33 protein-coding genes are annotated in these 19,578 nt (G+C 69.5%); all 33 read left to right on the top strand.

Going from position 1 to position 19,578, the window contains the following annotated elements; all coding sequences use genetic code 11:
- Nucleotide 1: 1 nt before the first annotated feature.
- The 33 genes from rplC to AC0OO9_RS10765 all read left to right on the top strand — a co-directional run bounded on the left by rplC (nt 2) and on the right by AC0OO9_RS10765 (nt 19,551).
- Nucleotides 2–667, top strand: a complete 666-nt coding sequence (rplC, locus tag AC0OO9_RS10925; protein WP_121399890.1) for a 50S ribosomal protein L3 — start codon at nt 2–4, stop codon at nt 665–667.
- The gene (gene rplD / locus AC0OO9_RS10920; protein WP_101412800.1) at nt 664–1,314 is read left to right on the top strand and encodes a 50S ribosomal protein L4; all 651 of its coding nucleotides are present in this window, start codon (nt 664–666) and stop codon (nt 1,312–1,314) included. Before rplC ends, rplD begins: the two co-directional genes overlap by 4 nt.
- Nucleotides 1,311–1,613 (top strand): 50S ribosomal protein L23, encoded by a 303-nt coding sequence (gene rplW / locus AC0OO9_RS10915; RefSeq protein ID WP_088998352.1) that lies wholly within the window; start codon nt 1,311–1,313, stop codon nt 1,611–1,613. The genes rplD and rplW overlap by 4 nt, the downstream gene beginning before the upstream one ends.
- A gap of 12 nt (nt 1,614–1,625) precedes the next feature.
- On the top strand, nt 1,626–2,465 hold the full coding sequence (gene rplB / locus AC0OO9_RS10910; RefSeq protein WP_484517153.1) for a 50S ribosomal protein L2: 840 nt from the start codon (nt 1,626–1,628) through the stop codon (nt 2,463–2,465).
- Between the two features lie 12 nt (nt 2,466–2,477).
- A complete protein-coding gene (rpsS, locus tag AC0OO9_RS10905; RefSeq protein WP_088647003.1) occupies nt 2,478–2,759 on the top strand; it encodes a 30S ribosomal protein S19 in 282 nt (93 codons plus the stop codon).
- Nucleotides 2,760–2,799: 40 nt separating this feature from the next.
- The gene (gene rplV / locus AC0OO9_RS10900; protein ID WP_132230903.1) at nt 2,800–3,258 is read left to right on the top strand and encodes a 50S ribosomal protein L22; all 459 of its coding nucleotides are present in this window, start codon (nt 2,800–2,802) and stop codon (nt 3,256–3,258) included.
- The gene (rpsC, locus tag AC0OO9_RS10895) at nt 3,258–4,115 is read left to right on the top strand and encodes a 30S ribosomal protein S3 (protein ID WP_088998355.1); all 858 of its coding nucleotides are present in this window, start codon (nt 3,258–3,260) and stop codon (nt 4,113–4,115) included. Before rplV ends, rpsC begins: the two co-directional genes overlap by 1 nt.
- 3 nt (nt 4,116–4,118) lie before the next feature.
- On the top strand, nt 4,119–4,544 hold the full coding sequence (rplP, locus tag AC0OO9_RS10890) for a 50S ribosomal protein L16 (RefSeq protein ID WP_007465292.1): 426 nt from the start codon (nt 4,119–4,121) through the stop codon (nt 4,542–4,544).
- Nucleotides 4,544–4,780: a 50S ribosomal protein L29 gene (gene rpmC / locus AC0OO9_RS10885; protein ID WP_007073028.1), complete on the top strand. Its 237-nt coding sequence runs from the start codon at nt 4,544–4,546 to the stop codon at nt 4,778–4,780. Before rplP ends, rpmC begins: the two co-directional genes overlap by 1 nt.
- Complete coding sequence (gene rpsQ / locus AC0OO9_RS10880; RefSeq protein ID WP_210832540.1) at nt 4,777–5,055, top strand: 30S ribosomal protein S17; 279 nt, start codon at nt 4,777–4,779, stop codon at nt 5,053–5,055. Before rpmC ends, rpsQ begins: the two co-directional genes overlap by 4 nt.
- 97 nt (nt 5,056–5,152) lie before the next feature.
- Nucleotides 5,153–5,521: a 50S ribosomal protein L14 gene (gene rplN, locus AC0OO9_RS10875; RefSeq protein WP_007465279.1), complete on the top strand. Its 369-nt coding sequence runs from the start codon at nt 5,153–5,155 to the stop codon at nt 5,519–5,521.
- Nucleotides 5,518–5,838, top strand: coding sequence for a 50S ribosomal protein L24 (gene rplX, locus AC0OO9_RS10870; protein WP_007465276.1), 321 nt, complete (start codon nt 5,518–5,520; stop codon nt 5,836–5,838). Before rplN ends, rplX begins: the two co-directional genes overlap by 4 nt.
- Nucleotides 5,838–6,407 carry a 50S ribosomal protein L5 gene (rplE, locus tag AC0OO9_RS10865; protein WP_132230905.1) on the top strand — a complete coding sequence of 190 codons (570 nt, stop codon included), beginning with the start codon at nt 5,838–5,840 and terminating at the stop codon, nt 6,405–6,407. Before rplX ends, rplE begins: the two co-directional genes overlap by 1 nt.
- A 1-nt stretch (nt 6,408) precedes the next feature.
- Nucleotides 6,409–6,594: a type Z 30S ribosomal protein S14 gene (locus AC0OO9_RS10860; RefSeq protein ID WP_007465272.1), complete on the top strand. Its 186-nt coding sequence runs from the start codon at nt 6,409–6,411 to the stop codon at nt 6,592–6,594.
- 118 nt (nt 6,595–6,712) lie between these two features.
- A complete protein-coding gene (rpsH, locus tag AC0OO9_RS10855) occupies nt 6,713–7,120 on the top strand; it encodes a 30S ribosomal protein S8 (RefSeq protein WP_073828943.1) in 408 nt (135 codons plus the stop codon).
- 16 nt (nt 7,121–7,136) lie between these two features.
- Nucleotides 7,137–7,679: a 50S ribosomal protein L6 gene (rplF, locus tag AC0OO9_RS10850; RefSeq protein WP_311410826.1), complete on the top strand. Its 543-nt coding sequence runs from the start codon at nt 7,137–7,139 to the stop codon at nt 7,677–7,679.
- Nucleotides 7,676–8,065 carry a 50S ribosomal protein L18 gene (gene rplR, locus AC0OO9_RS10845; protein WP_088998360.1) on the top strand — a complete coding sequence of 130 codons (390 nt, stop codon included), beginning with the start codon at nt 7,676–7,678 and terminating at the stop codon, nt 8,063–8,065. The genes rplF and rplR overlap by 4 nt, the downstream gene beginning before the upstream one ends.
- 33 nt (nt 8,066–8,098) lie before the next feature.
- Nucleotides 8,099–8,713, top strand: coding sequence for a 30S ribosomal protein S5 (rpsE, locus tag AC0OO9_RS10840; RefSeq protein WP_132230907.1), 615 nt, complete (start codon nt 8,099–8,101; stop codon nt 8,711–8,713).
- The gene (gene rpmD / locus AC0OO9_RS10835) at nt 8,713–8,895 is read left to right on the top strand and encodes a 50S ribosomal protein L30 (protein ID WP_074314584.1); all 183 of its coding nucleotides are present in this window, start codon (nt 8,713–8,715) and stop codon (nt 8,893–8,895) included. Before rpsE ends, rpmD begins: the two co-directional genes overlap by 1 nt.
- On the top strand, nt 8,895–9,338 hold the full coding sequence (gene rplO, locus AC0OO9_RS10830) for a 50S ribosomal protein L15 (RefSeq protein ID WP_121399885.1): 444 nt from the start codon (nt 8,895–8,897) through the stop codon (nt 9,336–9,338). The genes rpmD and rplO overlap by 1 nt, the downstream gene beginning before the upstream one ends.
- 235 nt (nt 9,339–9,573) lie before the next feature.
- Entirely contained in the window at nt 9,574–10,902 is a 1,329-nt protein-coding gene (gene secY, locus AC0OO9_RS10825) for a preprotein translocase subunit SecY (protein ID WP_132230908.1), read from the top strand.
- Nucleotides 10,903–11,556 (top strand): adenylate kinase, encoded by a 654-nt coding sequence (locus AC0OO9_RS10820; protein WP_151453332.1) that lies wholly within the window; start codon nt 10,903–10,905, stop codon nt 11,554–11,556. It begins immediately after the preceding gene.
- Between the two features lie 93 nt (nt 11,557–11,649).
- Entirely contained in the window at nt 11,650–12,501 is an 852-nt protein-coding gene (gene map / locus AC0OO9_RS10815) for a type I methionyl aminopeptidase (RefSeq protein ID WP_484517152.1), read from the top strand.
- 329 nt (nt 12,502–12,830) lie between these two features.
- Nucleotides 12,831–13,454, top strand: a complete 624-nt coding sequence (locus tag AC0OO9_RS10810) for a DUF1707 SHOCT-like domain-containing protein (protein WP_484517151.1) — start codon at nt 12,831–12,833, stop codon at nt 13,452–13,454.
- 228 nt (nt 13,455–13,682) lie between these two features.
- The gene (infA, locus tag AC0OO9_RS10805; protein WP_007073013.1) at nt 13,683–13,904 is read left to right on the top strand and encodes a translation initiation factor IF-1; all 222 of its coding nucleotides are present in this window, start codon (nt 13,683–13,685) and stop codon (nt 13,902–13,904) included.
- A 93-nt stretch (nt 13,905–13,997) separates the two neighbouring features.
- Nucleotides 13,998–14,111 (top strand): 50S ribosomal protein L36, encoded by a 114-nt coding sequence (gene rpmJ, locus AC0OO9_RS10800; RefSeq protein ID WP_012184307.1) that lies wholly within the window; start codon nt 13,998–14,000, stop codon nt 14,109–14,111.
- Nucleotides 14,112–14,373: 262 nt separating this feature from the next.
- Entirely contained in the window at nt 14,374–14,754 is a 381-nt protein-coding gene (gene rpsM / locus AC0OO9_RS10795; protein ID WP_088998365.1) for a 30S ribosomal protein S13, read from the top strand.
- An 18-nt stretch (nt 14,755–14,772) separates the two neighbouring features.
- Nucleotides 14,773–15,180 (top strand): 30S ribosomal protein S11, encoded by a 408-nt coding sequence (gene rpsK, locus AC0OO9_RS10790; protein WP_014440747.1) that lies wholly within the window; start codon nt 14,773–14,775, stop codon nt 15,178–15,180.
- Nucleotides 15,181–15,194: 14 nt separating this feature from the next.
- Nucleotides 15,195–15,821, top strand: coding sequence for a 30S ribosomal protein S4 (gene rpsD, locus AC0OO9_RS10785; RefSeq protein ID WP_132230910.1), 627 nt, complete (start codon nt 15,195–15,197; stop codon nt 15,819–15,821).
- A gap of 98 nt (nt 15,822–15,919) precedes the next feature.
- Nucleotides 15,920–16,942 (top strand): DNA-directed RNA polymerase subunit alpha, encoded by a 1,023-nt coding sequence (locus AC0OO9_RS10780; protein ID WP_013735931.1) that lies wholly within the window; start codon nt 15,920–15,922, stop codon nt 16,940–16,942.
- Between the two features lie 34 nt (nt 16,943–16,976).
- Nucleotides 16,977–17,537 carry a 50S ribosomal protein L17 gene (rplQ, locus tag AC0OO9_RS10775; protein WP_132230911.1) on the top strand — a complete coding sequence of 187 codons (561 nt, stop codon included), beginning with the start codon at nt 16,977–16,979 and terminating at the stop codon, nt 17,535–17,537.
- 69 nt (nt 17,538–17,606) lie between these two features.
- The gene (gene truA, locus AC0OO9_RS10770; protein WP_484517150.1) at nt 17,607–18,437 is read left to right on the top strand and encodes a tRNA pseudouridine(38-40) synthase TruA; all 831 of its coding nucleotides are present in this window, start codon (nt 17,607–17,609) and stop codon (nt 18,435–18,437) included.
- 61 nt (nt 18,438–18,498) lie between these two features.
- Nucleotides 18,499–19,551: a P1 family peptidase gene (locus tag AC0OO9_RS10765; RefSeq protein WP_484517149.1), complete on the top strand. Its 1,053-nt coding sequence runs from the start codon at nt 18,499–18,501 to the stop codon at nt 19,549–19,551.
- Nucleotides 19,552–19,578: the final 27 nt, after the last annotated feature.

The following is a 19,578-nucleotide window of genomic DNA, read 5'->3' as shown; positions in this document are numbered from 1 at the left end:
AATGGACAGGCAAGTCAAGGGGATCCTGGGCGCCAAGCTCGGCATGACCCAGGTCTGGGACAACAACCGTGTTGTCCCGGTGACCGTGGTCGAGGCCGGCCCGTGCGTCATCAGCCAGGTTCGTAGCGCCGAGAAGGACGGTTACTCCGCGGTCCAGCTCGCGTACGGCACGATCGACCCGCGCAAGGTCAAGAAGCCGATCAGCGGGCACTACGCGAAGGCCGACGTCGCGCCGCGCCGCCACATCGTCGAGCTGCGCACCGCCGACGCCGCGGACTACTCGCTCGGCCAGGAGATCACGGTCGAGGAGTTCCCGGCCGGCGTCTCCATCGACGTGACCGGCAAGACCAAGGGCAAGGGCTACGCCGGCCCGATGAAGCGGCACGGCTTCCACGGTCTGCGCGCCAGCCACGGTGTCGAGCGCAAGCACCGCTCGCCCGGCTCCATCGGCGCCTGCGCCACCCCGGGTCGTGTCTTCAAGGGCACCCGGATGGCCGGCCGCATGGGTGGCGTGCGCTACACCGTGCAGAACCTGACCGTCCAGGCGGTCGACACCGAGAACAACCTCCTGCTCGTCCGTGGCGCCATTCCCGGCCCCAAGGGCGCGCTGGTCCTGGTCCGTACCGCGGCCAAGACCAAGGCGAAGAAGGGCGGTGCGGCCAAGTGACCACCGTTGACGTCCTCACCGTCGAAGGCTCCAAGAGCGGCTCCGTCGAGCTGCCCGCCGACATCTTCGACGTCCAGGCCAACGTCGCGCTGATGCACCAGGTCGTGGTGGCCCAGCTCGCGGCGGCCCGGCAGGGCACGCACAAGGTCAAGACCCGCGGCGAGGTCGCCGGCGGCGGCAAGAAGCCGTACAAGCAGAAGGGCACCGGTCGCGCCCGGCAGGGCTCGATCCGCGCGCCGCAGTTCGCCGGCGGTGGCGTCGTGCACGGCCCCGTGCCGCGCGACTACAGCCAGCGGACCCCGAAGAAGATGAAGGCCGCCGCCCTGCGTGGCGCCCTCTCCGACCGGGCCCGCGCCGGACAGGTGCACGTCGTCGAGGCGTTCGTCTCGGGCGAGAAGCCGTCGACCAAGGCCGCCCTGGCCACGCTGGCGAAGCTGACCGAGGCCCGTCGGGTCCTGGTCGTGCTGAGCAGCACCGACGAGCTGAACTGGGTGTCGCTGCGCAACGAGCCGCGGGTGCACCTGATCGAGGCCGGCCAGCTCAACACGTACGACGTGCTGGTGGCCGACGACGTGGTCTTCACCAAGGACGCCCTGGACGAGTTCCTGGGTGTTCCCGCCGAGACCACCGAGGAGGGTGGCAAGTGAGCACGATCGCCGACCCGCGCGACATCATCGTGGCGCCGGTCGTCTCGGAGAAGAGCTACAGCGAGCTGAACCGCAACTGGTACACCTTCCTGGTGCACCCGGACGCGAACAAGACCGAGATCAAGATCGCGATCCAGCAGATCTTCGACGTCCGCGTCCTGACGGTCAACACGCTCAACCGCCAGGGCAAGCGCAAGCGGACCAAGACCGGTTTCGGGCAGCGTAAGGCCACCAAGCGGGCGATCGTGAAGCTGGCTGACGGTGACCGTATCGAGGCCTTCGGCGGCCCGGTCAGCTGAGGGGTGTAGACAATGGCTATCCGTAAGTACAAGCCGACGACGCCGGGCCGGCGTGGCTCCAGCGTCGCCGACTTCGCTGAGATCACCCGGTCGACGCCTGAGAAGTCGCTGCTGGCTCCGCTGCCGAAGAAGGGTGGGCGTAACGCCCACGGCCGGATCACCGCGCGGCACCACGGTGGCGGCCACAAGCGCCAGTACCGTCTGATCGACTTCAAGCGGGTCGACAAGGACGGCGTGCCGGCGAAGGTCGCCCACATCGAGTACGACCCGAACCGCACCGCGCGCATCGCGCTGCTGCACTACGCCGACGGCGAGAAGCGCTACATCCTCGCGCCGAAGGACCTGAAGCAGGGCGACCGCGTCGAGTCGGGTCCGGGCGCCGACATCAAGCCGGGCAACAACCTGCCGCTGCGCAACATCCCGGTCGGTACCACGATCCACAGCGTGGAGCTGCGTCCGGGCGGCGGTGCCAAGCTGGCCCGCTCGGCCGGCGTCGGTATCCAGCTGCTCGGCCGTGAGGGTGTGTACGCGACCCTGCGCATGCCGTCCGGCGAGATCCGGCGGGTCGACGTCCGCTGCCGCGCCAGCATCGGTGAGATCGGCAACGCCGACCAGTCGAACATCAACTGGGGCAAGGCCGGCCGGATGCGGTGGAAGGGCAAGCGCCCGACCGTCCGTGGTGTCGCCATGAACCCGGTCGACCACCCGCACGGTGGTGGTGAGGGTAAGACCTCCGGTGGTCGCCACCCGGTCAACCCGCAGGGTAAGCCCGAGGGCCGCACCCGTCGTAAGGGCCAGCCGAGTGACCGGCTGATCGTCCGCCGCCGCTACGCCACGCGTAAGCGCGGCTGAGGGAGATAAGACATGCCTCGCAGCCTGAAGAAGGGCCCGTTCATCGACGACCACCTGCTCAAGAAGGTGGAGACGCAGAACGACAAGGGCTCGAAGAACGTCATCAAGACCTGGTCGCGGCGCTCGACGATCATCCCCGAGATGCTGGGCCACACGATCGCCGTGCACGACGGACGCAAGCACGTCCCGGTGTTCGTGACTGAGGCGATGGTCGGGCACAAGCTCGGCGAGTTCGCGCTGACCCGCACGTTCAAGGGTCACGAGAAGGACGACCGGAAGAGCCGTCGGCGCTGACGCCGCGGGCATACGGATAGAGGAACAAGGGGTTACAGCGATGCCAGGAAAGGGCGACGCTCCGGTGCTTCCGGGCGCGCGGGCGGTTGCGCGGCACGTGCGCATCTCGCCGATGAAGGCGCGCCGGGTGGTCAACCTCGTCCGCGGCCTGCCCGCGAAGGAGGCGCTCACGGTGCTGCAGTTCGCGCCGCAGGCTGCGAGCGAGCAGGTGTACAAGGTGCTCGCGAGCGCGATCGCCAACGCGGAGAACAACGAGCGGCTGGACCCCGACGCGCTGCTCGTCAGCGAGGCGTTCGTGGACGAGGGCCCGACCATGAAGCGGTTCCAGCCGCGGGCGCAGGGCCGGGCGTACCGGATCCGCAAGCGCACCTGCCACATCACCGTCGCGGTGGAGGCGGTGGCGCCGGCCGCGCCGAAGAAGGCGGCCGCGAAGAAGGCGGCCCCCGCGAAGCAGGCGGAGCCGGCCGAGACGCAGAGCAAGACGGAGGGCGCCGAGTAATGGGTCAGAAGGTTCACCCGCACGGGTTCCGGCTCGGCATCTCGACCGACTGGAAGTCCCGCTGGTTCGCGGACAAGCTCTACAAGGACTACATCGGCGAGGACGTCAAGATCCGCCGCATGATGTCCAAGGGCCTCGAGCGCGCCGGCATCTCCAAGGTCGACATCGAGCGCACCCGGGACCGGGTCCGCGTCGACATCCACACCGCCCGGCCGGGCATCGTCATCGGCCGTAAGGGTGCGGAGGCCGACCGGATCCGCGGCGAGCTCGAGAAGCTGACCGGCAAGCAGGTCCAGCTGAACATCATCGAGGTGAAGAACCCCGAGTCGGACGCGCAGCTCGTCGCACAGGGTGTGGCCGAGCAGCTCTCCAGCCGGGTCAGCTTCCGTCGGGCGATGCGCAAGGCCATGCAGTCCGCGATGAAGAACCCGGTCTGCAAGGGCATCCGGGTCCAGGTCTCGGGTCGTCTCGGCGGCGCCGAGATGAGCCGGACCGAGTTCTACCGCGAGGGCCGGGTTCCGCTGCACACGCTGCGGGCCAACATCGAGTACGGCTTCTTCGAGGCCCGTACGAGCTTCGGCCGGATCGGCGTGAAGGTCTGGATCTACAAGGGCGACGCGGTGCCGGGTCGGGAGACTCCGGCCGAGGCGCCGTCGCGTCCGCGCCGTGACCGTGGCGACCGCCCCGAGCGGCCGCGCCGTGGCCGGTCCGGCTCGTCCGGCACGACCGCCGGCGGTACCGAGGCCGGCCGGGCCGCCGCCGCGACGACCATCGCGCAGCAGGCCGAGACGCCGAGTGGGGACGCGGTGGATCCCGCCGCCGTCGCCGCCGCGGCAGAAACGCAGCAGGAGGGCTGACAGATGCTGATGCCGCGCAAGCCCCCGAAGGGCTTCCGCAAGCCGCACCACCCGGACCGCAGTGGCGCGTCCAAGGGTGGTAACCGGGTGGTGTTCGGCGAGTTCGGGATCCAGGCTCTCGAGCCGGCGTACGTGACGAACCGCCAGATCGAGTCGGCGCGTATCGCGATGACCCGCCACATCAAGCGTGGTGGCAAGGTCTGGATCACGATCTTCCCGGACCAGGCTCTCACCAAGAAGCCGGCCGAGACCCGGATGGGTTCCGGTAAGGGCTCGCCCGAGTGGTGGGTCGCCAACGTCAAGCCGGGGCGGGTTCTCTTCGAGATGTCCTTCCCCAACGAGCAGATCGCGCGAGAGGCGATGCGTCGCGCGATCCACAAGCTCCCGATGAAGTGCCGCATTGTTACGCGCGAAGTGGGTGAATCCTGATGGCAGCGGGCGTTAAGGCCTCCGAGCTGCGTGAGCTCTCCGAGGAGGAGCTGGTCACGAAGCTGCGCGAGGCCAAGGCGGAGCTGTTCAACCTCCGCGTGCAGGCCGCGACCGGCCAGCTGGACAACAACCGGCGGTTGCAGGTCATCCGTCGGGAGATCGCCCGGATCTACACGATCATGCGTGAGCGCGAGCTGGGTCTCTCGGCCGCGCCGACTGAGGTGACTGCATCATGAGCGAGAACACCACCACCGCCGCCGCGCGGGCCCGCCGCAAGGTGCGTGAGGGCCTCGTGGTCAGCGACAAGATGGAAAAGACCGTCGTCGTCGAGGTCGAGGACCGGGTCAAGCACGCGCTGTACGGCAAGATCATGCGTCGTACGCGCAAGTTGAAGGTGCACGACGAGCAGAACACCGCAGGCATCGGCGACCGGGTCATGATCATGGAGACCCGGCCGCTGTCCGCCACGAAGCGGTGGCGGCTCGTGGAGATCCTGGAAAAGGCCAAGTAGCGAAGGCTCGAGCTCGCCCGGCGTCAGTCGGGCGCGGGTTCCGCCAGGCTCCGGCCGCCATGCGCGGCCGGAGAACCGGCAGACATAGGAGATAGACGTGATTCAGCAGGAGTCGCGACTGCGCGTCGCCGACAACACGGGTGCCCGGGAGATCCTGTGCATCCGGGTTCTCGGTGGCTCCGGTCGGCGCTACGCGAGTATCGGCGACGTCATCGTGGCCACCGTCAAGGACGCGATCCCGGGTGCCGGTGTGAAGAAGGGCGACGTCGTCAAGGCCGTCGTCGTTCGCACCGCCAAGGAGAGGCGGCGGCCGGACGGTTCGTACATCCGCTTCGACGAGAACGCCGCCGTCATCATCAAGGACGGCGGGGACCCGCGCGGTACCCGCATCTTCGGCCCGGTGGGCCGGGAGCTGCGGGACAAGCGGTTCATGAAGATCATCTCTCTCGCGCCGGAGGTGTTGTGACCGTGAAGGTCAAGAAGGGCGACACGGTCGTCGTCATCGCCGGCAAGGACAAGGGTGCCAAGGGTAAGGTCATCGCGGCCTACCCGCGGCAGGACAAGGTCCTGGTCGAGGGCGTGAACCGGGTCAAGAAGCACACCCGCATCAGCACCACCCAGCGTGGCGCCAAGACCGGTGGCATCGTCACCCAGGAGGCCCCGATCCACGTCTCGAACGTGCAGGTCCTGGACTCCGACGGCAAGCCGACCCGCGTCGGTTACCGGATCGACGACAACGGCCAGAAGGTCCGCATCGCGCGTAGCACCGGTAAGGACCTGTGATGACCACGGCTACCGAAACCAAGACCATGCCGCGCCTCAAGGAGCGGTACCGCAACGAGATCGTGGCGCAGCTGCAGGAGCAGCACCAGTTCGGCAACCCGATGCAGGTGCCGCGGCTCGTCAAGATCGTCGTCAACATGGGTGTCGGCGAGGCCGCCCGGGACGCCAAGCTGATCGACGGCGCCGTCCGGGACCTGGCCACCATCACCGGCCAGAAGCCGCAGGTGCGGCGGGCGACCAAGTCCATCGCGCAGTTCAAGCTCCGCGAGGGCATGCCGATCGGCGCGAAGGTGACCCTCCGCGGCGACCGGATGTGGGAGTTCCTGGACCGGCTGCTCTCGATCGCGCTGCCGCGTATCCGCGACTTCCGCGGCCTGGACGGGCGCAAGCTCGACGGGCACGGCAACTACACGTTCGGTCTGACCGAGCAGTCGGTGTTCCACGAGATCGACCAGGACAAGATCGATCGGCAGCGGGGCATGGACATCACGGTGGTCACGACCGCCACGACCGACGACGAGGGCCGGGCGCTGCTCAAGCTCCTGGGCTTCCCGTTCAAGGAGAACTGAGATGGCCAAGAAGGCGCTGATCATCAAGGCGGCCGCGAAGCCGAAGTTCTCGGTTCGCGCGTACACCCGCTGCCAGCGGTGCGGGCGTCCCAAGGCGGTCTACCGCAAGTTCGGTCTCTGCCGGGTCTGCATCCGGGAGATGGCCCACCGCGGTGAGTTGCCGGGCGTGTCCAAGGCTTCCTGGTAAGGGCGACCGCGTCCCGGCCTTCGGGCCGGGACCCCTTGCACCGATCACGTATTGCTCTTCGCCGTAGGCCCGGCGTGCATCGCCTCGGGAACCCCGGCGAGAAAGGCTGACGAAATCCATGACGATGACCGACCCGATCGCAGACATGCTCACGCGTCTGCGTAACGCCAACCAGGCGTACCACGACCAGGTGACGATGCCCTACTCGAAGATCAAGGCGAACATCGCCGAGGTCCTCAAGGCCGAGGGCTACATCGCCACCTGGTCGGTCGAGGAGCCCGAGGAGGGCGCCGTCGGCAAGCGACTGGTCGTCGAGCTGAAGTACGGCCAGAACCGGGAGCGGAGCCTGGCCGGCATCAAGCGAGTGTCCAAGCCCGGTCTGCGGGTTTACGCCAAGTCGGACGGGCTCCCGCGGGTGCTCGGCGGGCTGGGCGTGGCGATCATTTCGACGTCCCAGGGGCTGCTCACCGACCGGCAGGCCCGCAAGCGGAGCGTTGGCGGGGAAGTCCTCGCCTTCGTCTGGTAACGGGAGACAGGTAGAAATGTCGCGTATTGGACGTAAGTCGATCCCGGTGCCGACCGGCGTCGACATCACGATCGACGGGCAGACCGTCAAGGTCAAGGGCCCGAAGGGCGAGCTCTCGCACACCTTGGCCGAGCCGATCACGATCGACCGGGCCGAGGACGGGCAGCTGAACGTCAACCGCCCGAACGACGAGCGCAAGGCCAAGGAACTGCACGGCCTCAGCCGTACCCTGGTCGCCAACATGATCGTCGGCGTCACCGAGGGCTACCGCAAGAGCCTGGAGATCGCCGGCACCGGTTACCGCGTGACCGCCAAGGGCCAGGACCTCGAGTTCGCGCTCGGGTTCTCGCACCCGGTGCACGTGGCGGCGCCCGCCGGCATCACCTTCACGGTGGAGAGGCCGACGCTGTTCCACGTGGCCGGCATCGACAAGCAGCTCGTCGGTGAGGTTGCCGCCAACATCCGGAAGATCCGCCCGCCGGAGCCCTACAAGGGCAAGGGCGTGAAGTACCAGGGCGAGGTCATCCGCCGCAAGGCTGGAAAGGCAGGTAAGAAGTGAGCGCCACGCTGCTCAAGCGCCGCCGCGGCGTCGCCGCCAAGCGTGCCGTCGGGCGTGCGCGCCGGCACTTCCGGGTCCGCAAGAACGTCAGCGGCACCGCCGAGCGTCCCCGCCTCGTGGTCACCCGTTCCCTGCGGCACATCGTGGCCCAGATCGTGGACGACACCAAGGGTCACACCCTGGCGTCGGCCTCGACCCTGGACGCCTCGCTGCGCGGCACGGAGGGCGACAAGAGCGCCCTGGCCGGCAAGGTCGGTGCCCTGCTCGCCGAGCGCGCCAAGGCCGCCGGCGTCTCCAAGGTCGTCTTCGACCGCGGTGGCAACCGGTACGCGGGGCGGGTCGCCGCGCTTGCCGACGCCGCCCGCGAAGCCGGGCTCGAGTTCTAGAAACCCCGTCACGAGAGAGAAGGAAGGCTGCTGATGCCAGGTCAACAGCGCCGTGGCGGCGGGTCCGGTGGCAACGAGGGTGGTCGCCGCGACAACCGCCGTGAGGGCGGCCGCGGAAACGCGCCCGTCGAGAAGACCCCGCACCTCGAGCGGGTCGTCGCGATCAACCGCGTCGCCAAGGTCGTGAAGGGCGGTCGTCGCTTCAGCTTCACCGCCCTGGTGATCGTGGGCGACGGCGACGGCACCGTCGGTGTGGGCTACGGAAAGGCCAAGGAGGTGCCCGCGGCGATCGCCAAGGGCGTCGAGGAGGCCAAGAAGCACTTCTTCAAGGTGCCGCGGATCGCCGCGTCGATCCCGCACCCGGTGACGGGTGAGGCCGCGGCCGGTGTGGTGCTGCTCAAGCCGGCGTCCGCCGGTACGGGCGTCATCGCCGGTGGCCCGGTGCGTGCCGTGCTGGAGTGCGCGGGTATCCACGACGTGCTCTCCAAGAGCCTCGGTTCGTCGAACCCGATCAACATCGTGCACGCCACCGTGGCGGCGCTGAAGGGGCTCGAGTCCCCCGAGGCCGTCGCCGCCCGTCGTGGCCTGCCGGTCGAGGACGTCGCGCCGGCCGCCATGCTGGCGTCGCGGGCGGGGGTGGCTTCCTGATGGCTCGCCTGAAGGTCACCCAGGTCCGGTCCGGGATCGGGACCAAGCAGAACCAGCGTGACTCGCTGCGTTCGCTCGGTCTCAAGCGGATCAACGACGTGGTGGTCAAGGAGGACCGTCCGGAGATCCGCGGCATGATCTTCACGGTCAACCACCTCGTGAAGGTCGAGGAGGTCGAGTAATGACGATCAAGGTCCACCACCTGCGCCCGGCGCCCGGTGCCAAGACCGCGAAGACCCGCGTGGGTCGCGGTGAGGGCTCCAAGGGCAAGACCGCCGGTCGCGGTACCAAGGGTTCCAAGGCCCGTAAGAACATCTCGGCGGCGTTCGAGGGTGGGCAGATGCCCATCCACATGCGCCTGCCGAAGATGAAGGGCTTCAAGAACAAGTTCAAGGTGGTCTTCCAGGTGGTCAACCTGGATCGGCTCGCCGAGCTGTTCCCGAACGGCGGCCAGGTCGGCCCGCTCGAGCTGGTCGAGGCCGGCGCGGTCCGCAAGGGCCACCCGGTCAAGGTCCTCGGCACCGGGGACCTGGGCGGGGTCGCTCTCCAGGTGTCGGCGCACGCGTTCAGCGCGTCGGCCAAGGAGAAGATCACCGCCGCCGGTGGCTCCGTCACCGAGCTGTAAGGGCTGCACGATCCACGGCGCCCGCTCAGTTGTCGCAACTGGGCGGGCGTCATGGTCTGCCTGGCATGTGTGCGCCGGGTAACATCGGATTCGGTTTATGTAGCCGGGCAGATCTGCCCGGACGGGGATCGGGCTGTTAGAGTCCCTTCCCAGCCATGGATATCGGGCACTCGCCCGGCACCCAACCCGCCCCGCCAGGGATCACCGGCGGCCCGCCTCGCGCAGGAGGAAGAAGTTGCTGTCCGCCTTTCTCAGTGCGTTCCGTACGCCTGACCTGCGCAAGAAGCTGCTGTTCACAGTAGGCATCATCGCGGTCTACCGGCTCGGGGCGACGCTGCCCAGCCCGGGTGTCTCGTACGGCAACGTCCAGAAGTGCATCGACGCCATGGAGAACGGCTCCACGGGCGTGATGAACCTGCTCAACCTCTTCTCCGGCGGCGCGCTGCTGCAGCTCTCGGTCTTCGCGCTGGGCATCATGCCCTACATCACAGCGTCGATCATCCTGCAGCTGCTGACGGTGGTGATCCCCCGGCTGGAGCAGCTCCGCAAGGAGGGCCAGTCCGGCCAGGCGAAGATCACCCAGTACACCCGCTACCTGACCCTGGGCCTGGGTGTCCTCCAGGCGTCGGCGTTCGTGGCGCTGGCCCGCTCCGGGCAGCTGTTCAACAACCAGTGCGACCAGTTCCCGATCATCCCCGAGGGGACCGGGATCCCGGACTGGCTGACCCTCAGCCTCCTGGTCATGACGATGACCGCCGGCACCGGCGTGGTGATGTGGCTCGGTGAGCTGATCACCGACCGGGGCGTCGGCAACGGCATGTCCGTCCTGATCTTCACCTCGATCGCCGCCCGGCTCCCCAGCGAGGGCTGGCAGATCAAGCAGACCGGTGGCTGGGGCAAGTTCCTCCTCGTCATCGCGCTGGTCCTGGTGGTCATCACCGCGGTCACCTTCATCGAGCAGGCGCAGCGCCGGATCCCGGTGCAGTACGCCAAGCGCATGATCGGCCGGCGGATGTACGGCGGCACCTCGACCTACATCCCGCTGAAGGTCAACCAGGCGGGTGTCATCCCGGTCATCTTCGGCTCCTCGCTGCTCTACCTGCCCCAGTTGGCGCTGCAGTTCTTCGACCAGAACAACCCGGGCAAGACGCAGGCGTGGATCCAGAACAACCTGGTGGACCCGACCAGCCCGATCTACATCGCGGTCTACTTCCTGCTGATCATCTTCTTCACGTACTTCTACGTCTCGATCACGTTCAACCCGACCGAGGTCGCGGACAACATGAAGAAGTACGGCGGCTTCGTGCCGGGCATCCGCCCGGGCAAGCCGACCGCCGACTACCTCGACTTCATCCTCAGTCGGATCACGCTGCCGGGCGCCCTCTACCTGGGCATCATCTCGATCCTGCCGAACTTCTTCTTCATCTGGCTGGACAAGCAGCAGTACCTGAACTTCCCGTTCGGCGGCACCGCTGTGCTGATCATGGTCGGCGTCGGTCTGGAGACCACGAAGCAGATCGAGAGCCAACTCATGCAGCGGAACTACGAAGGGTTCCTGCGGTAGATGAGACTCGTTCTGGTTGGCCCGCCGGGTGCGGGCAAGGGCACGCAGGCCGAGTTCATCGCCGCGCACCTCTCGGTCCCGAAGATCTCGACCGGCGACATCTTCCGGTCGAACGTCTCGCAGGGCACCCCGCTCGGCGTCGAGGCGAAGCGCTACATGGACGCCGGCGAGCTGGTGCCCGACGAGGTCACCATCAACATGGTGCGGGACCGGCTCGCCGAGCCGGACGCCTCCGAGGGCTTCCTGCTCGACGGCTTCCCGCGCACGACGCCGCAGGCCGCCGCGCTGGACAAGCTCCTCGCCGACCTGGGCACCGCGCTGGACCTGGTGCTGGAGCTGGTCGTCGACGACGACGAGGTGATCCGGCGGCTCTCCGGCCGGCGTACCTGCCGGGGCTGCGGCAAGATCTGGCACGTCGAGTTCGACGCCACCTCGCGTGACGGCATCTGCGACCGGTGCGGCGCCGAGCTGTTCCAGCGCGACGACGACAAGCCGGAGACCATCGCCACCCGCCTGCGCGAGTACGCGGACAAGACCGCGCCGCTTGTCGACTACTACGGCGCCCAGGGCAAGCTGGTGGGCATCGACGCCACCGGCCCGGTGGAGGACGTCACCGTCCGCGCCATCGACGCCCTGCGCTCGTACGGCGGCTGACGTCCCGCCGGGCTCCGGCGGATAGAGTGCGAAGAGCGGGGTACGCCTGACGTGCCCCGCTCTTCGGCATCTGCAACGAAAGGTAACGGCTCCATGCGTCGTCCCCAGCTGGACATCCAGCTGAAGACCCCTGACCAGATCGAGAAGATGCGGGCCGCCGGGCTGGTGGTCGCCGAGGCACTGCGTCGGATGCGGGAGGCGGTCGCCCCCGGGGTCAGCACCGCCGACCTGGACGCCATCGCCGAGTCGACCATCCGCGAGGCCGGTGCCGTCCCCTCGTTCAAGGGCTACCACGGCTTTCCCGCGTCGATCTGCTCGTCCGTCAACGAGCAGGTCGTGCACGCCATCCCGTCGGCGAAGCAGGTGCTCCGCGACGGCGACCTGATCTCGATCGACTGCGGTGCGGTGCTCGACGGGTGGCACGGCGACGCCGCCATCACCGTCGGGGTGGGCGAGGTCGAACCGGCGCTGCTGAAGATGGCGGCGGTGGCCGAGGACGCCATGTGGGCGGGCATCGCCGCAGGCGCCCGCGGCGCGGCCAGCGGCAAGGGCCGGCTCACCGACATCTCGCACGCCGTCGAGGACGCGGTTCGCAAGGGCGGGCGGTACGGCATCGTCGACGGCTACGGCGGGCACGGCATCGGCACCGAGATGCACCAGGACCCGCACGTGCTCAACCACGGGCGGCCGGGCAAGGGTCCGCGTCTGGTGCCGGGCATGGCGCTGGCCATCGAGCCGATGATCACGATGGGCTCGCCCCGGACGGTCGAACTCTCTGACGGCTGGACCGTGATCACCCGGGACCGGTCGATGGCGGTGCACGTCGAACACACGATGGCGCTGCTCCCGGACGGTGTCTGGGTGCTGACCGCGCCGGACGGCGGGCGCGCCCGCCTGGGCGAGCTGGTCACCTCCCGGCAGCCCGCGGGCTCGCCGGCTCGCTGAGCCCTCAGCAGCGCTCCGCCGGGCGCCGCGTCCCGTCCTCCCGCCCCCTGATGCGCGCCAGCCGCACCAAGGGCCTGGACGGCGACCGCGTCGAGAGCCTCGACAGCGACGGCCCCACGAGGCCCGGACGGCGACGCACACCGAGGGCCCGGACGGCGACGCACGCGGAGGGCCAAAGTCGCGGGGCTCGGCTGCGCGATGCCGGACCGGCACGAGTCGGGGCTCCGGCGCACCGCCTCCCCGACCGCCGGCCGGGGTTCCCTCCTGCGCCTCAGGCTCGGAGCGGCGGGAGGGGCAGCGGCTGGTGGAGCGGTGGCATGCTTGCGGGCATGGAGGGACGCGACGGGATGCGGGCCGCCGACGCCGACCGCCAGGCGGTGGCGGAGCGGCTGCGGGTGGCCGTCGACGAGGGCCGGCTGGACCTGCACGAGTACGACGAGCGGTTGCAGCGGGCGTACGCCGCCCGCACGTACGGCGAGCTGGACGCGCTGGTGGTCGACCTGCCGGCGCCGGCGTCCCCGGCGGCGTCGGAGCTCGCCACGCGGCGGGAGGCCGCCCCGTCGCCGGCGGAGGATGTCCGGTCGTCGGCGACCTCGTCCGTGACGGCCCGGTGGCTGGCCGAGGTGTGGCTGCCGTACCTGCGGGTGGTCGCGATCACGGTGACCGTCTGGGCGGTGACGTCCGCGCTCTCCACGGATCTGCTCTACTTCTGGCCCGTCTGGGTGGCCGGGCCGTGGGGAGCAGTGCTCGTGGTGCGCACGGTCGCCGGCCTCGTCGGCGGGGAGCCGCGGCGGCAGGCTGAGCAGCGGGAGCGACGGCGCGAGCGCCGCCGGGCGAAGCGGGCGCGCAAGCGCGAGCTGGCTGCCGCCGAGGAGGGGAGCCGGAGCCCGGTGCGGGAGCTGCCGCCGGCCCAGCGGGAAGGCCGACCCGGCGAGGCCGACGCCGAGGTGTGAATCGCCCGTTCCGTCCGGTTCGACGCACCGATTCCCGGCCGGTTTGGCGACGGCCCGCAGGCGGGCGTACACTTTCTGATCGGCGCACAGCGTCCACTCCGGCATGCCCACCCTGCGCTTCGGTGGGAGCCGGAGCCGCGGCTGGCGCGGGCAATCTGATCTTGATCGGTGGCCCGTGTAAGACGTTGTGGGCCGTCCGGAGTAACCGACGTCAGGACAGCGGAGGACATGCCGAAAAAAGACGGAGCCATCGAGATCGAGGGTCGGGTCATCGAGCCCCTGCCGAACGCCATGTTCCGGGTGGAGCTCGCGAACGGCCACAAGGTGCTGGCTCACATCAGCGGCAAGATGCGGCAGCACTACATCCGCATCCTGCCGGAGGACCGGGTCGTCGTCGAACTCTCGCCGTACGACCTGACCCGCGGGCGCATCGTCTACCGCTACAAGTAAGCCTGACGGCGGCCGGGACGTCCCCGTGTCCGTCTTCGACGTCCGGTGTCGCGCCTCGGCGCGTCGTCGGGCCAGATGGGAAGTAAGGCAACCGTGAAGGTCAAGCCGAGCGTCAAGAGGATCTGCAACAAGTGCCGGGTCATTCGCCGGCACGGCCGGGTCATGGTCATCTGCACCGACCCGCGCCACAAGCAGCGCCAGGGCTGAACCAGTTCCGGCCGGCCGTGTGACAACGGTCGGTCGAAATCGGTCCGGGCCGCAGATCCAGACACCGAATCACATGCTCGTCCCAGCCGCGGGCGGTGCGCATCGCGTACCTCATCGCGGTTGACCCCCGGTCGGAGGCCGGGGCCCGCTCGGGCAGCGACCGACCTGGTCGCCGGCGCACGACGCCGGTGGCGGAACGGTCGGTAGCGGGGTGGGACGGGTCCACACCTCCGCCAGAACATCACGAGGAGTACGCCCGCACATGGCACGTCTAGTCGGCGTCGACCTCCCCCGCGAGAAGCGGATGGAGATCGCGCTCACCTACATCTTCGGCGTGGGTCGCACCCGGGCCCTGGAGACGCTCTCTGCCACCGGCATCTCGCCGGACAAGCGCGTCCGGGACCTCACGGACGAGGAGCTGGTCCAGCTCCGTAACCACATCGAGGGCAACTACAAGGTTGAAGGCGACCTGCGCCGCGAGGTCGCCGCTGACATCCGCCGCAAGGTCGAGATCGGCTGCTACGCGGGTATCCGGCACCGCCGGGGCCTGCCCGTGCGTGGCCAGCGGACCAAGACCAACGCGCGGACCCGCAAGGGCCCGAAGCGGACCGTGGCCGGCAAGAAGAAGCCCGGCAAGAAGTAACTAGGAGCGCACAGACTTATGCCACCGAAGGCTCGTGCCGGAGCCGCCGTCAAGAAGGTCCGGCGCAAGGAACGCAAGAACGTCGCCCACGGGCAGGCGCACATCAAGAGCACCTTCAACAACACCATCGTGTCGATCACCGACCCGACTGGTGCGGTCATCTCCTGGGCCTCCTCGGGCCAGGTGGGCTTCAAGGGCTCCCGCAAGTCGACCCCGTTCGCCGCGCAGCTGGCCGCCGAGGCCGCCGCGCGCCGGGCGATGGAGCACGGCATGCGCAAGGTCGACGTGTTCGTCAAGGGACCCGGCTCCGGCCGGGAGACCGCCATCCGTTCGCTGCAGGCAGCCGGGCTCGAGGTCGGGCAGATCTCCGACGTCACGCCGCAGCCGCACAACGGGTGCCGTCCGCCGAAGCGTCGCCGGGTCTGAGAGGTTAGAGAGAGATGGCTCGTTACACCGGTGCTGACTGCCGCCGTTGCCGGCGGGAGAAGATGAAGCTGTTCCTCAAGGGCAGCAAGTGCGATGGCCCGAAGTGCCCGTTCGAGTCCCGGCCGTTCCCGCCCGGGCAGCACGGCCGCGGCCGCACGAAGGAGACGGAGTACCTGCTCCAGCTCCGTGAGAAGCAGAAGGCCCGTCGCGTGTACGGCGTGCTGGAGAAGCAGTTCCGCGGCTACTACGAAGAGGCCGTGGGCAAGAAGGCCAAGACCGGTGAGGTTCTCCTGCAGATCCTCGAGTCGCGGCTGGACAACGTGGTCTACCGGGCCGGCTACGCCAAGTCCCGGGACATGGCCCGCCAGCTCGTCAAGCACGGTCACTTCACCGTGAACGGCAAGAAGGTCGACATCCCGTCCTTCCGCGTCAAGGAGCACGACATCATCGAGGTCCGGGGCAAGAGCAAGGAGCTCACCCCGTTCATCGTGGCGCAGGCCGAGGCCGGCTCGAAGTCGGTTCCGGCGTGGCTGGAGGCTATCCCCAGCCAGATGAAGGTGCTCGTGCACTCGCTCCCGGCCCGCCAGGTCATCGACACGCAGGTCCAGGAGCAGCTGATCGTCGAGCTCTACTCCAAGTAGTCGGAGCTCGTTGCGGTGGCCCGCCCTTCCGGGGCGGGCCACCGGAACAGTTTGTCGTGGGCGTCATATGGCGGGCGCCCCGGAAGAGAAGAGAAGACATGCTCATCAGCCAGCGACCGACTCTCTCCGAGGAGTCGATCAACGAGACCCGGTCCCGGTTCACCATCGAGCCGCTGGAGCCGGGCTTCGGGTACACCCTGGGCAACTCGCTGCGGCGCACGCTGCTGTCGTCGATCCCGGGTGCGGCGGTCACCTCGATCAAGATCGACGGCGTGCTGCACGAGTTCACCACGATCCCCGGTGTCAAGGAGGACGTGGTCGAGCTCGTCATGAACATCAAGGAGCTCTGCGTCAGCTCCGAGCACGACGAGCCGGTCAGCATGTACCTGCGCAAGCAGGGCCCGGGCGACGTGACGGCGGGCGACATCCAGCCGCCGGCCGGCGTCTCGGTGCACAACCCGGACCTGAAGCTCGCCACCCTCAACGGCAAGGGCCGGCTCGACATGGAGCTGACCGTCGAGCGGGGTCGTGGCTACGTCACGGCGGCGCAGAACAAGCAGGCCGGCGCCGAGATCGGCCGGATCCCGGTCGACTCGATCTACTCGCCGGTGCTGAAGGTGACGTACCGCGTCGAGGCGACCCGTGTCGAGCAGCGGACCGACTTCGACCGGCTGATCATCGACGTCGAGACCAAGCCGTCGATGGGCCCGCGTACCGCGCTGGCCTCCGCCGGCTCGACGCTGGTGGAGCTGTTCGGTCTGGCCCGGGAGCTGGACGAGACCGCCGAGGGCATCGACATCGGGCCGTCCCCGCAGGACGCCCAGCTCGCGGCCGACCTGGCGCTGCCGATCGAGGAGCTGGACCTGACCGTCCGCTCCTACAACTGCCTCAAGCGCGAGGGCATCAACTCCGTTGGTGAGCTCATCGGGCGTACCGAGGCCGACCTCCTCGACATCCGCAACTTCGGTCAGAAGTCGATCGACGAGGTCAAGATGAAGCTCGCCGGGATGGGGCTGGGGCTGAAGGACTCGGCCCCGAACTTCGACCCGGCGCACGTCGTGGACGCCTTCGGCGAGGCCGACTACGACACCGACGACTATCGCGAGACCGAGCAGCTCTAGTCCGCGCTGCCGCCACACCTGAGGAGCACCAAGCATGCCCACGCCCACCAAGGGCCCCCGCCTCGGCGGCAGCCCCGCGCACGAGCGGCTGATGCTGGCCAACCTGGCCACTGCGCTGTTCCAGCACGGCAAGATCAAGACCACCGAGACGAAGGCCCGGCGGCTGCGTCCGCTGGCCGAGCAGCTCATCACCAAGGCCAAGCGCGGCGACCTGGCGTCCCGCCGGCGGGTGCTGGGCGTCGTCAAGGACAAGGACGTGGTCTACGCCCTGTTCGACCAGATCGCCCCCCGGTTCGCCACCCGCAACGGTGGCTACACCCGGATCGTGAAGACCGGTCCGCGCAAGGGTGACAACGCGCCGATGGCGATCATCGAGCTGGTCGAGGAGCTTCAGGTCGCCGAGCCGAAGGCGAACAAGAAGACCGCCGCCCGCAAGGCCGCGCAGCAGGACAAGGTCGAGGCGCTCGCCCCGGCCGAGGAGGCCCCGAAGTCGAACTCGGGCGACCAGGACGCCGAGGCACCCGTGTCGGCGTCCGGCGACACCGCCGCCGCCCGCGAGGACAGCGACGAGGCCGGCGAGAACGACAAGGCCTGATCCAGGCCACCGTCGGGCCCGGCACCCCTCGTGGGGTGCCGGGCCCGACCCCGTGAGGCGGAGGTACGAGTGGACGAGCGCATCCGGCTGCGGCTGGACGTCGCGTACGACGGGTCGGGCTTCTCCGGCTGGGCCGCCCAGCCCACCCGGCGCACGGTCGCCGGGGTGCTCGTGGAGACCCTCGACCTGGTCCTCGGCGCGGGTACGGCGACCGGCCTGACCGTGGCAGGTCGCACCGACGCCGGGGTGCACGCCACCGGGCAGGTCTGCCACCTCGACCTGCCGGCCGCCGTATGGCGGGAGCACGACGGACGGCTGCTGCGCCGACTGGCCCGGCTGCTCCCCACCGACGTCCGGGTACGCGCGATGGCCGAGGTGCCCGCCGACTTCGACGCCCGGTTCTCGGCCACCTTCCGCCGCTACGAGTACCGGGTCACCGACGCCACCTGGGGTGCCGAGCCGCTGCGCCGGCACGAGATCCTGGCCTGGCCGAAGCCGCTGGACCTGACCGCGTTGAACGCCGCCGCCGCCGGGCTGGTGGGGGAGCACGACTTCGCCGCGTACTGCCGGCGCAAGGAGAACGCCACCACGCTGCGCGAGGTGACCCGGCTGGACTGGCGGCGGGACCCGGACGGGATCCTCGTGGCCACCGTGCAGGCCGACGCGTTCTGCCAGGCGATGGTGCGCAGCCTCGTCGGCGCCATGCTGGTCGCCGGCGACGGGCGCCGGCCGGCCGGGTGGCCGGGCAGCCTGCTGGCCCGCCGGGAACGCTCAAGCGAGGTGACCGTGGCGCCGGCGCACGGGCTGACCCTGGTCGCCGTCGGCTACCCCGATGACCCGGCCGAGTACGCCCGCCGCGCCGAGGCGACCCGGCAGCTGCGCGTACCCGTGGAGGGCTGACCGCCCGGGGCCGGCCTCCCGGCACCCGGCAGAGATCGTCGAGCGTCAAGGAGTGGAAGCCGTGCAGGAACCTCGCCGTGGACGGGACCTCGGCATCGTCGTCGGGACGCTGCCGACGGGACCGCTGAACGCCGTCACCGACGTGCCCGGCGTGCGGGTGGGCCACACCACGCTGGTGGACGGGGACAGCATCCGCAGCGGGGTGACGGCGATCGTCCCGGACCAGCTGACCGACCACCGGTCGCTGCCGGCGGGGCTGTTCGTGGGCAACGGGCACGGCAAGATGGTCGGCTCGACCCAGGTGGCCGAGCTGGGCGAGATCGAGACGCCGGTGGTGCTGACCGCGACGCTGTCGACGTTCCGGGCCGCGGACGCGCTGGTCACGTACATGCTCGGGCAGCCGGGCCGGGAGACGGTCGAGTCGTTGAACCCGGTGGTGGCGGAGACCAACGACGGGTTCCTGTCCGACATCCGGGCGCGGCCGGTGCGGGAGCAGCACGTCCTCGCGGCGCTGGCGGAGGCCCGCGGCGGACTGCCCGCGGAGGGTGCCGTCGGCGCCGGTACGGGCACGGCGGCCCTCGGCTTCAAGGCCGGCATCGGCACGTCCTCGCGGCTCGCCACGACCTCCCGTGGCGCCGTCACCGTCGGTGTGCTGGTGCAGTCCAACTTCTCCGGTCTGCTACAGGTGTGCGGGGTGCCGATTCGGCCCGAGCAGGTCGGAGTGCCGAGCCTGTCGCTGCCGGGCCGGCCGGAGCAACCGGGAAACTCCTGCGTCATCGTGGTCGCCACGGACGGCCGCCTCGACGCGCGGCAGCTGGGTCGGGTGGCCCGCCGGGCCATCTTCGCCATGGCGCGGGTCGGTTCGGACTTCGCCGGCGGCAGCGGCGACTACGCCCTGGCGTTCTCCACCGCCGACACGCAGGCACCGACGGCGCCGGAGTCCGACCTGGAGCCGGTCTTCGCGGCGGTGCTGGAGGCCACGGAGGAGGCACTGCTGAACTCGATGTTCATGGCACGCACCACCGTCGGAGTCAAGGGGCGGGTCAAGTACGCGGTCCCGCACGACCGGATGCTTGACCTGTTGCGGGCACACCGGGTCGAGCTCCGGACGTAGGTGGCCGGGGGCGGGACGCGGAACGGG

It is taken from the genome of Micromonospora sp. USAFONa4 (genome assembly GCF_057197825.1).
Note: the sequence above shows the minus strand (reverse complement) of the source record. Positions and strands in the feature narration are given on the sequence as shown.

What these genes read in the sequence shown, in the direction of transcription:
- rplC (WP_121399890.1), top strand. Translation starts at nt 2, where the DNA reads ATGGACAGGCAAGTCAAGGGGATCCTGGGCGCCAAGCTCGGCATGACC.
- rplB (WP_484517153.1), top strand. Translation starts at nt 1,626, where the DNA reads ATGGCTATCCGTAAGTACAAGCCGACGACGCCGGGCCGGCGTGGCTCC.
- rpsS (WP_088647003.1), top strand. Translation starts at nt 2,478, where the DNA reads ATGCCTCGCAGCCTGAAGAAGGGCCCGTTCATCGACGACCACCTGCTC.
- rplV (WP_132230903.1), top strand. Translation starts at nt 2,800, where the DNA reads ATGCCAGGAAAGGGCGACGCTCCGGTGCTTCCGGGCGCGCGGGCGGTT.
- rpsC (WP_088998355.1), top strand. Translation starts at nt 3,258, where the DNA reads ATGGGTCAGAAGGTTCACCCGCACGGGTTCCGGCTCGGCATCTCGACC.
- rplP (WP_007465292.1), top strand. Translation starts at nt 4,119, where the DNA reads ATGCTGATGCCGCGCAAGCCCCCGAAGGGCTTCCGCAAGCCGCACCAC.
- rpmC (WP_007073028.1), top strand. Translation starts at nt 4,544, where the DNA reads ATGGCAGCGGGCGTTAAGGCCTCCGAGCTGCGTGAGCTCTCCGAGGAG.
- rpsQ (WP_210832540.1), top strand. Translation starts at nt 4,777, where the DNA reads ATGAGCGAGAACACCACCACCGCCGCCGCGCGGGCCCGCCGCAAGGTG.
- rplE (WP_132230905.1), top strand. Translation starts at nt 5,838, where the DNA reads ATGACCACGGCTACCGAAACCAAGACCATGCCGCGCCTCAAGGAGCGG.
- AC0OO9_RS10860 (WP_007465272.1), top strand. Translation starts at nt 6,409, where the DNA reads ATGGCCAAGAAGGCGCTGATCATCAAGGCGGCCGCGAAGCCGAAGTTC.
- rpsH (WP_073828943.1), top strand. Translation starts at nt 6,713, where the DNA reads ATGACGATGACCGACCCGATCGCAGACATGCTCACGCGTCTGCGTAAC.
- rplF (WP_311410826.1), top strand. Translation starts at nt 7,137, where the DNA reads ATGTCGCGTATTGGACGTAAGTCGATCCCGGTGCCGACCGGCGTCGAC.
- rpsE (WP_132230907.1), top strand. Translation starts at nt 8,099, where the DNA reads ATGCCAGGTCAACAGCGCCGTGGCGGCGGGTCCGGTGGCAACGAGGGT.
- rpmD (WP_074314584.1), top strand. Translation starts at nt 8,713, where the DNA reads ATGGCTCGCCTGAAGGTCACCCAGGTCCGGTCCGGGATCGGGACCAAG.
- rplO (WP_121399885.1), top strand. Translation starts at nt 8,895, where the DNA reads ATGACGATCAAGGTCCACCACCTGCGCCCGGCGCCCGGTGCCAAGACC.
- AC0OO9_RS10820 (WP_151453332.1), top strand. Translation starts at nt 10,903, where the DNA reads ATGAGACTCGTTCTGGTTGGCCCGCCGGGTGCGGGCAAGGGCACGCAG.
- map (WP_484517152.1), top strand. Translation starts at nt 11,650, where the DNA reads ATGCGTCGTCCCCAGCTGGACATCCAGCTGAAGACCCCTGACCAGATC.
- AC0OO9_RS10810 (WP_484517151.1), top strand. Translation starts at nt 12,831, where the DNA reads ATGGAGGGACGCGACGGGATGCGGGCCGCCGACGCCGACCGCCAGGCG.
- infA (WP_007073013.1), top strand. Translation starts at nt 13,683, where the DNA reads ATGCCGAAAAAAGACGGAGCCATCGAGATCGAGGGTCGGGTCATCGAG.
- rpsM (WP_088998365.1), top strand. Translation starts at nt 14,374, where the DNA reads ATGGCACGTCTAGTCGGCGTCGACCTCCCCCGCGAGAAGCGGATGGAG.
- rpsK (WP_014440747.1), top strand. Translation starts at nt 14,773, where the DNA reads ATGCCACCGAAGGCTCGTGCCGGAGCCGCCGTCAAGAAGGTCCGGCGC.
- rpsD (WP_132230910.1), top strand. Translation starts at nt 15,195, where the DNA reads ATGGCTCGTTACACCGGTGCTGACTGCCGCCGTTGCCGGCGGGAGAAG.
- AC0OO9_RS10780 (WP_013735931.1), top strand. Translation starts at nt 15,920, where the DNA reads ATGCTCATCAGCCAGCGACCGACTCTCTCCGAGGAGTCGATCAACGAG.
- rplQ (WP_132230911.1), top strand. Translation starts at nt 16,977, where the DNA reads ATGCCCACGCCCACCAAGGGCCCCCGCCTCGGCGGCAGCCCCGCGCAC.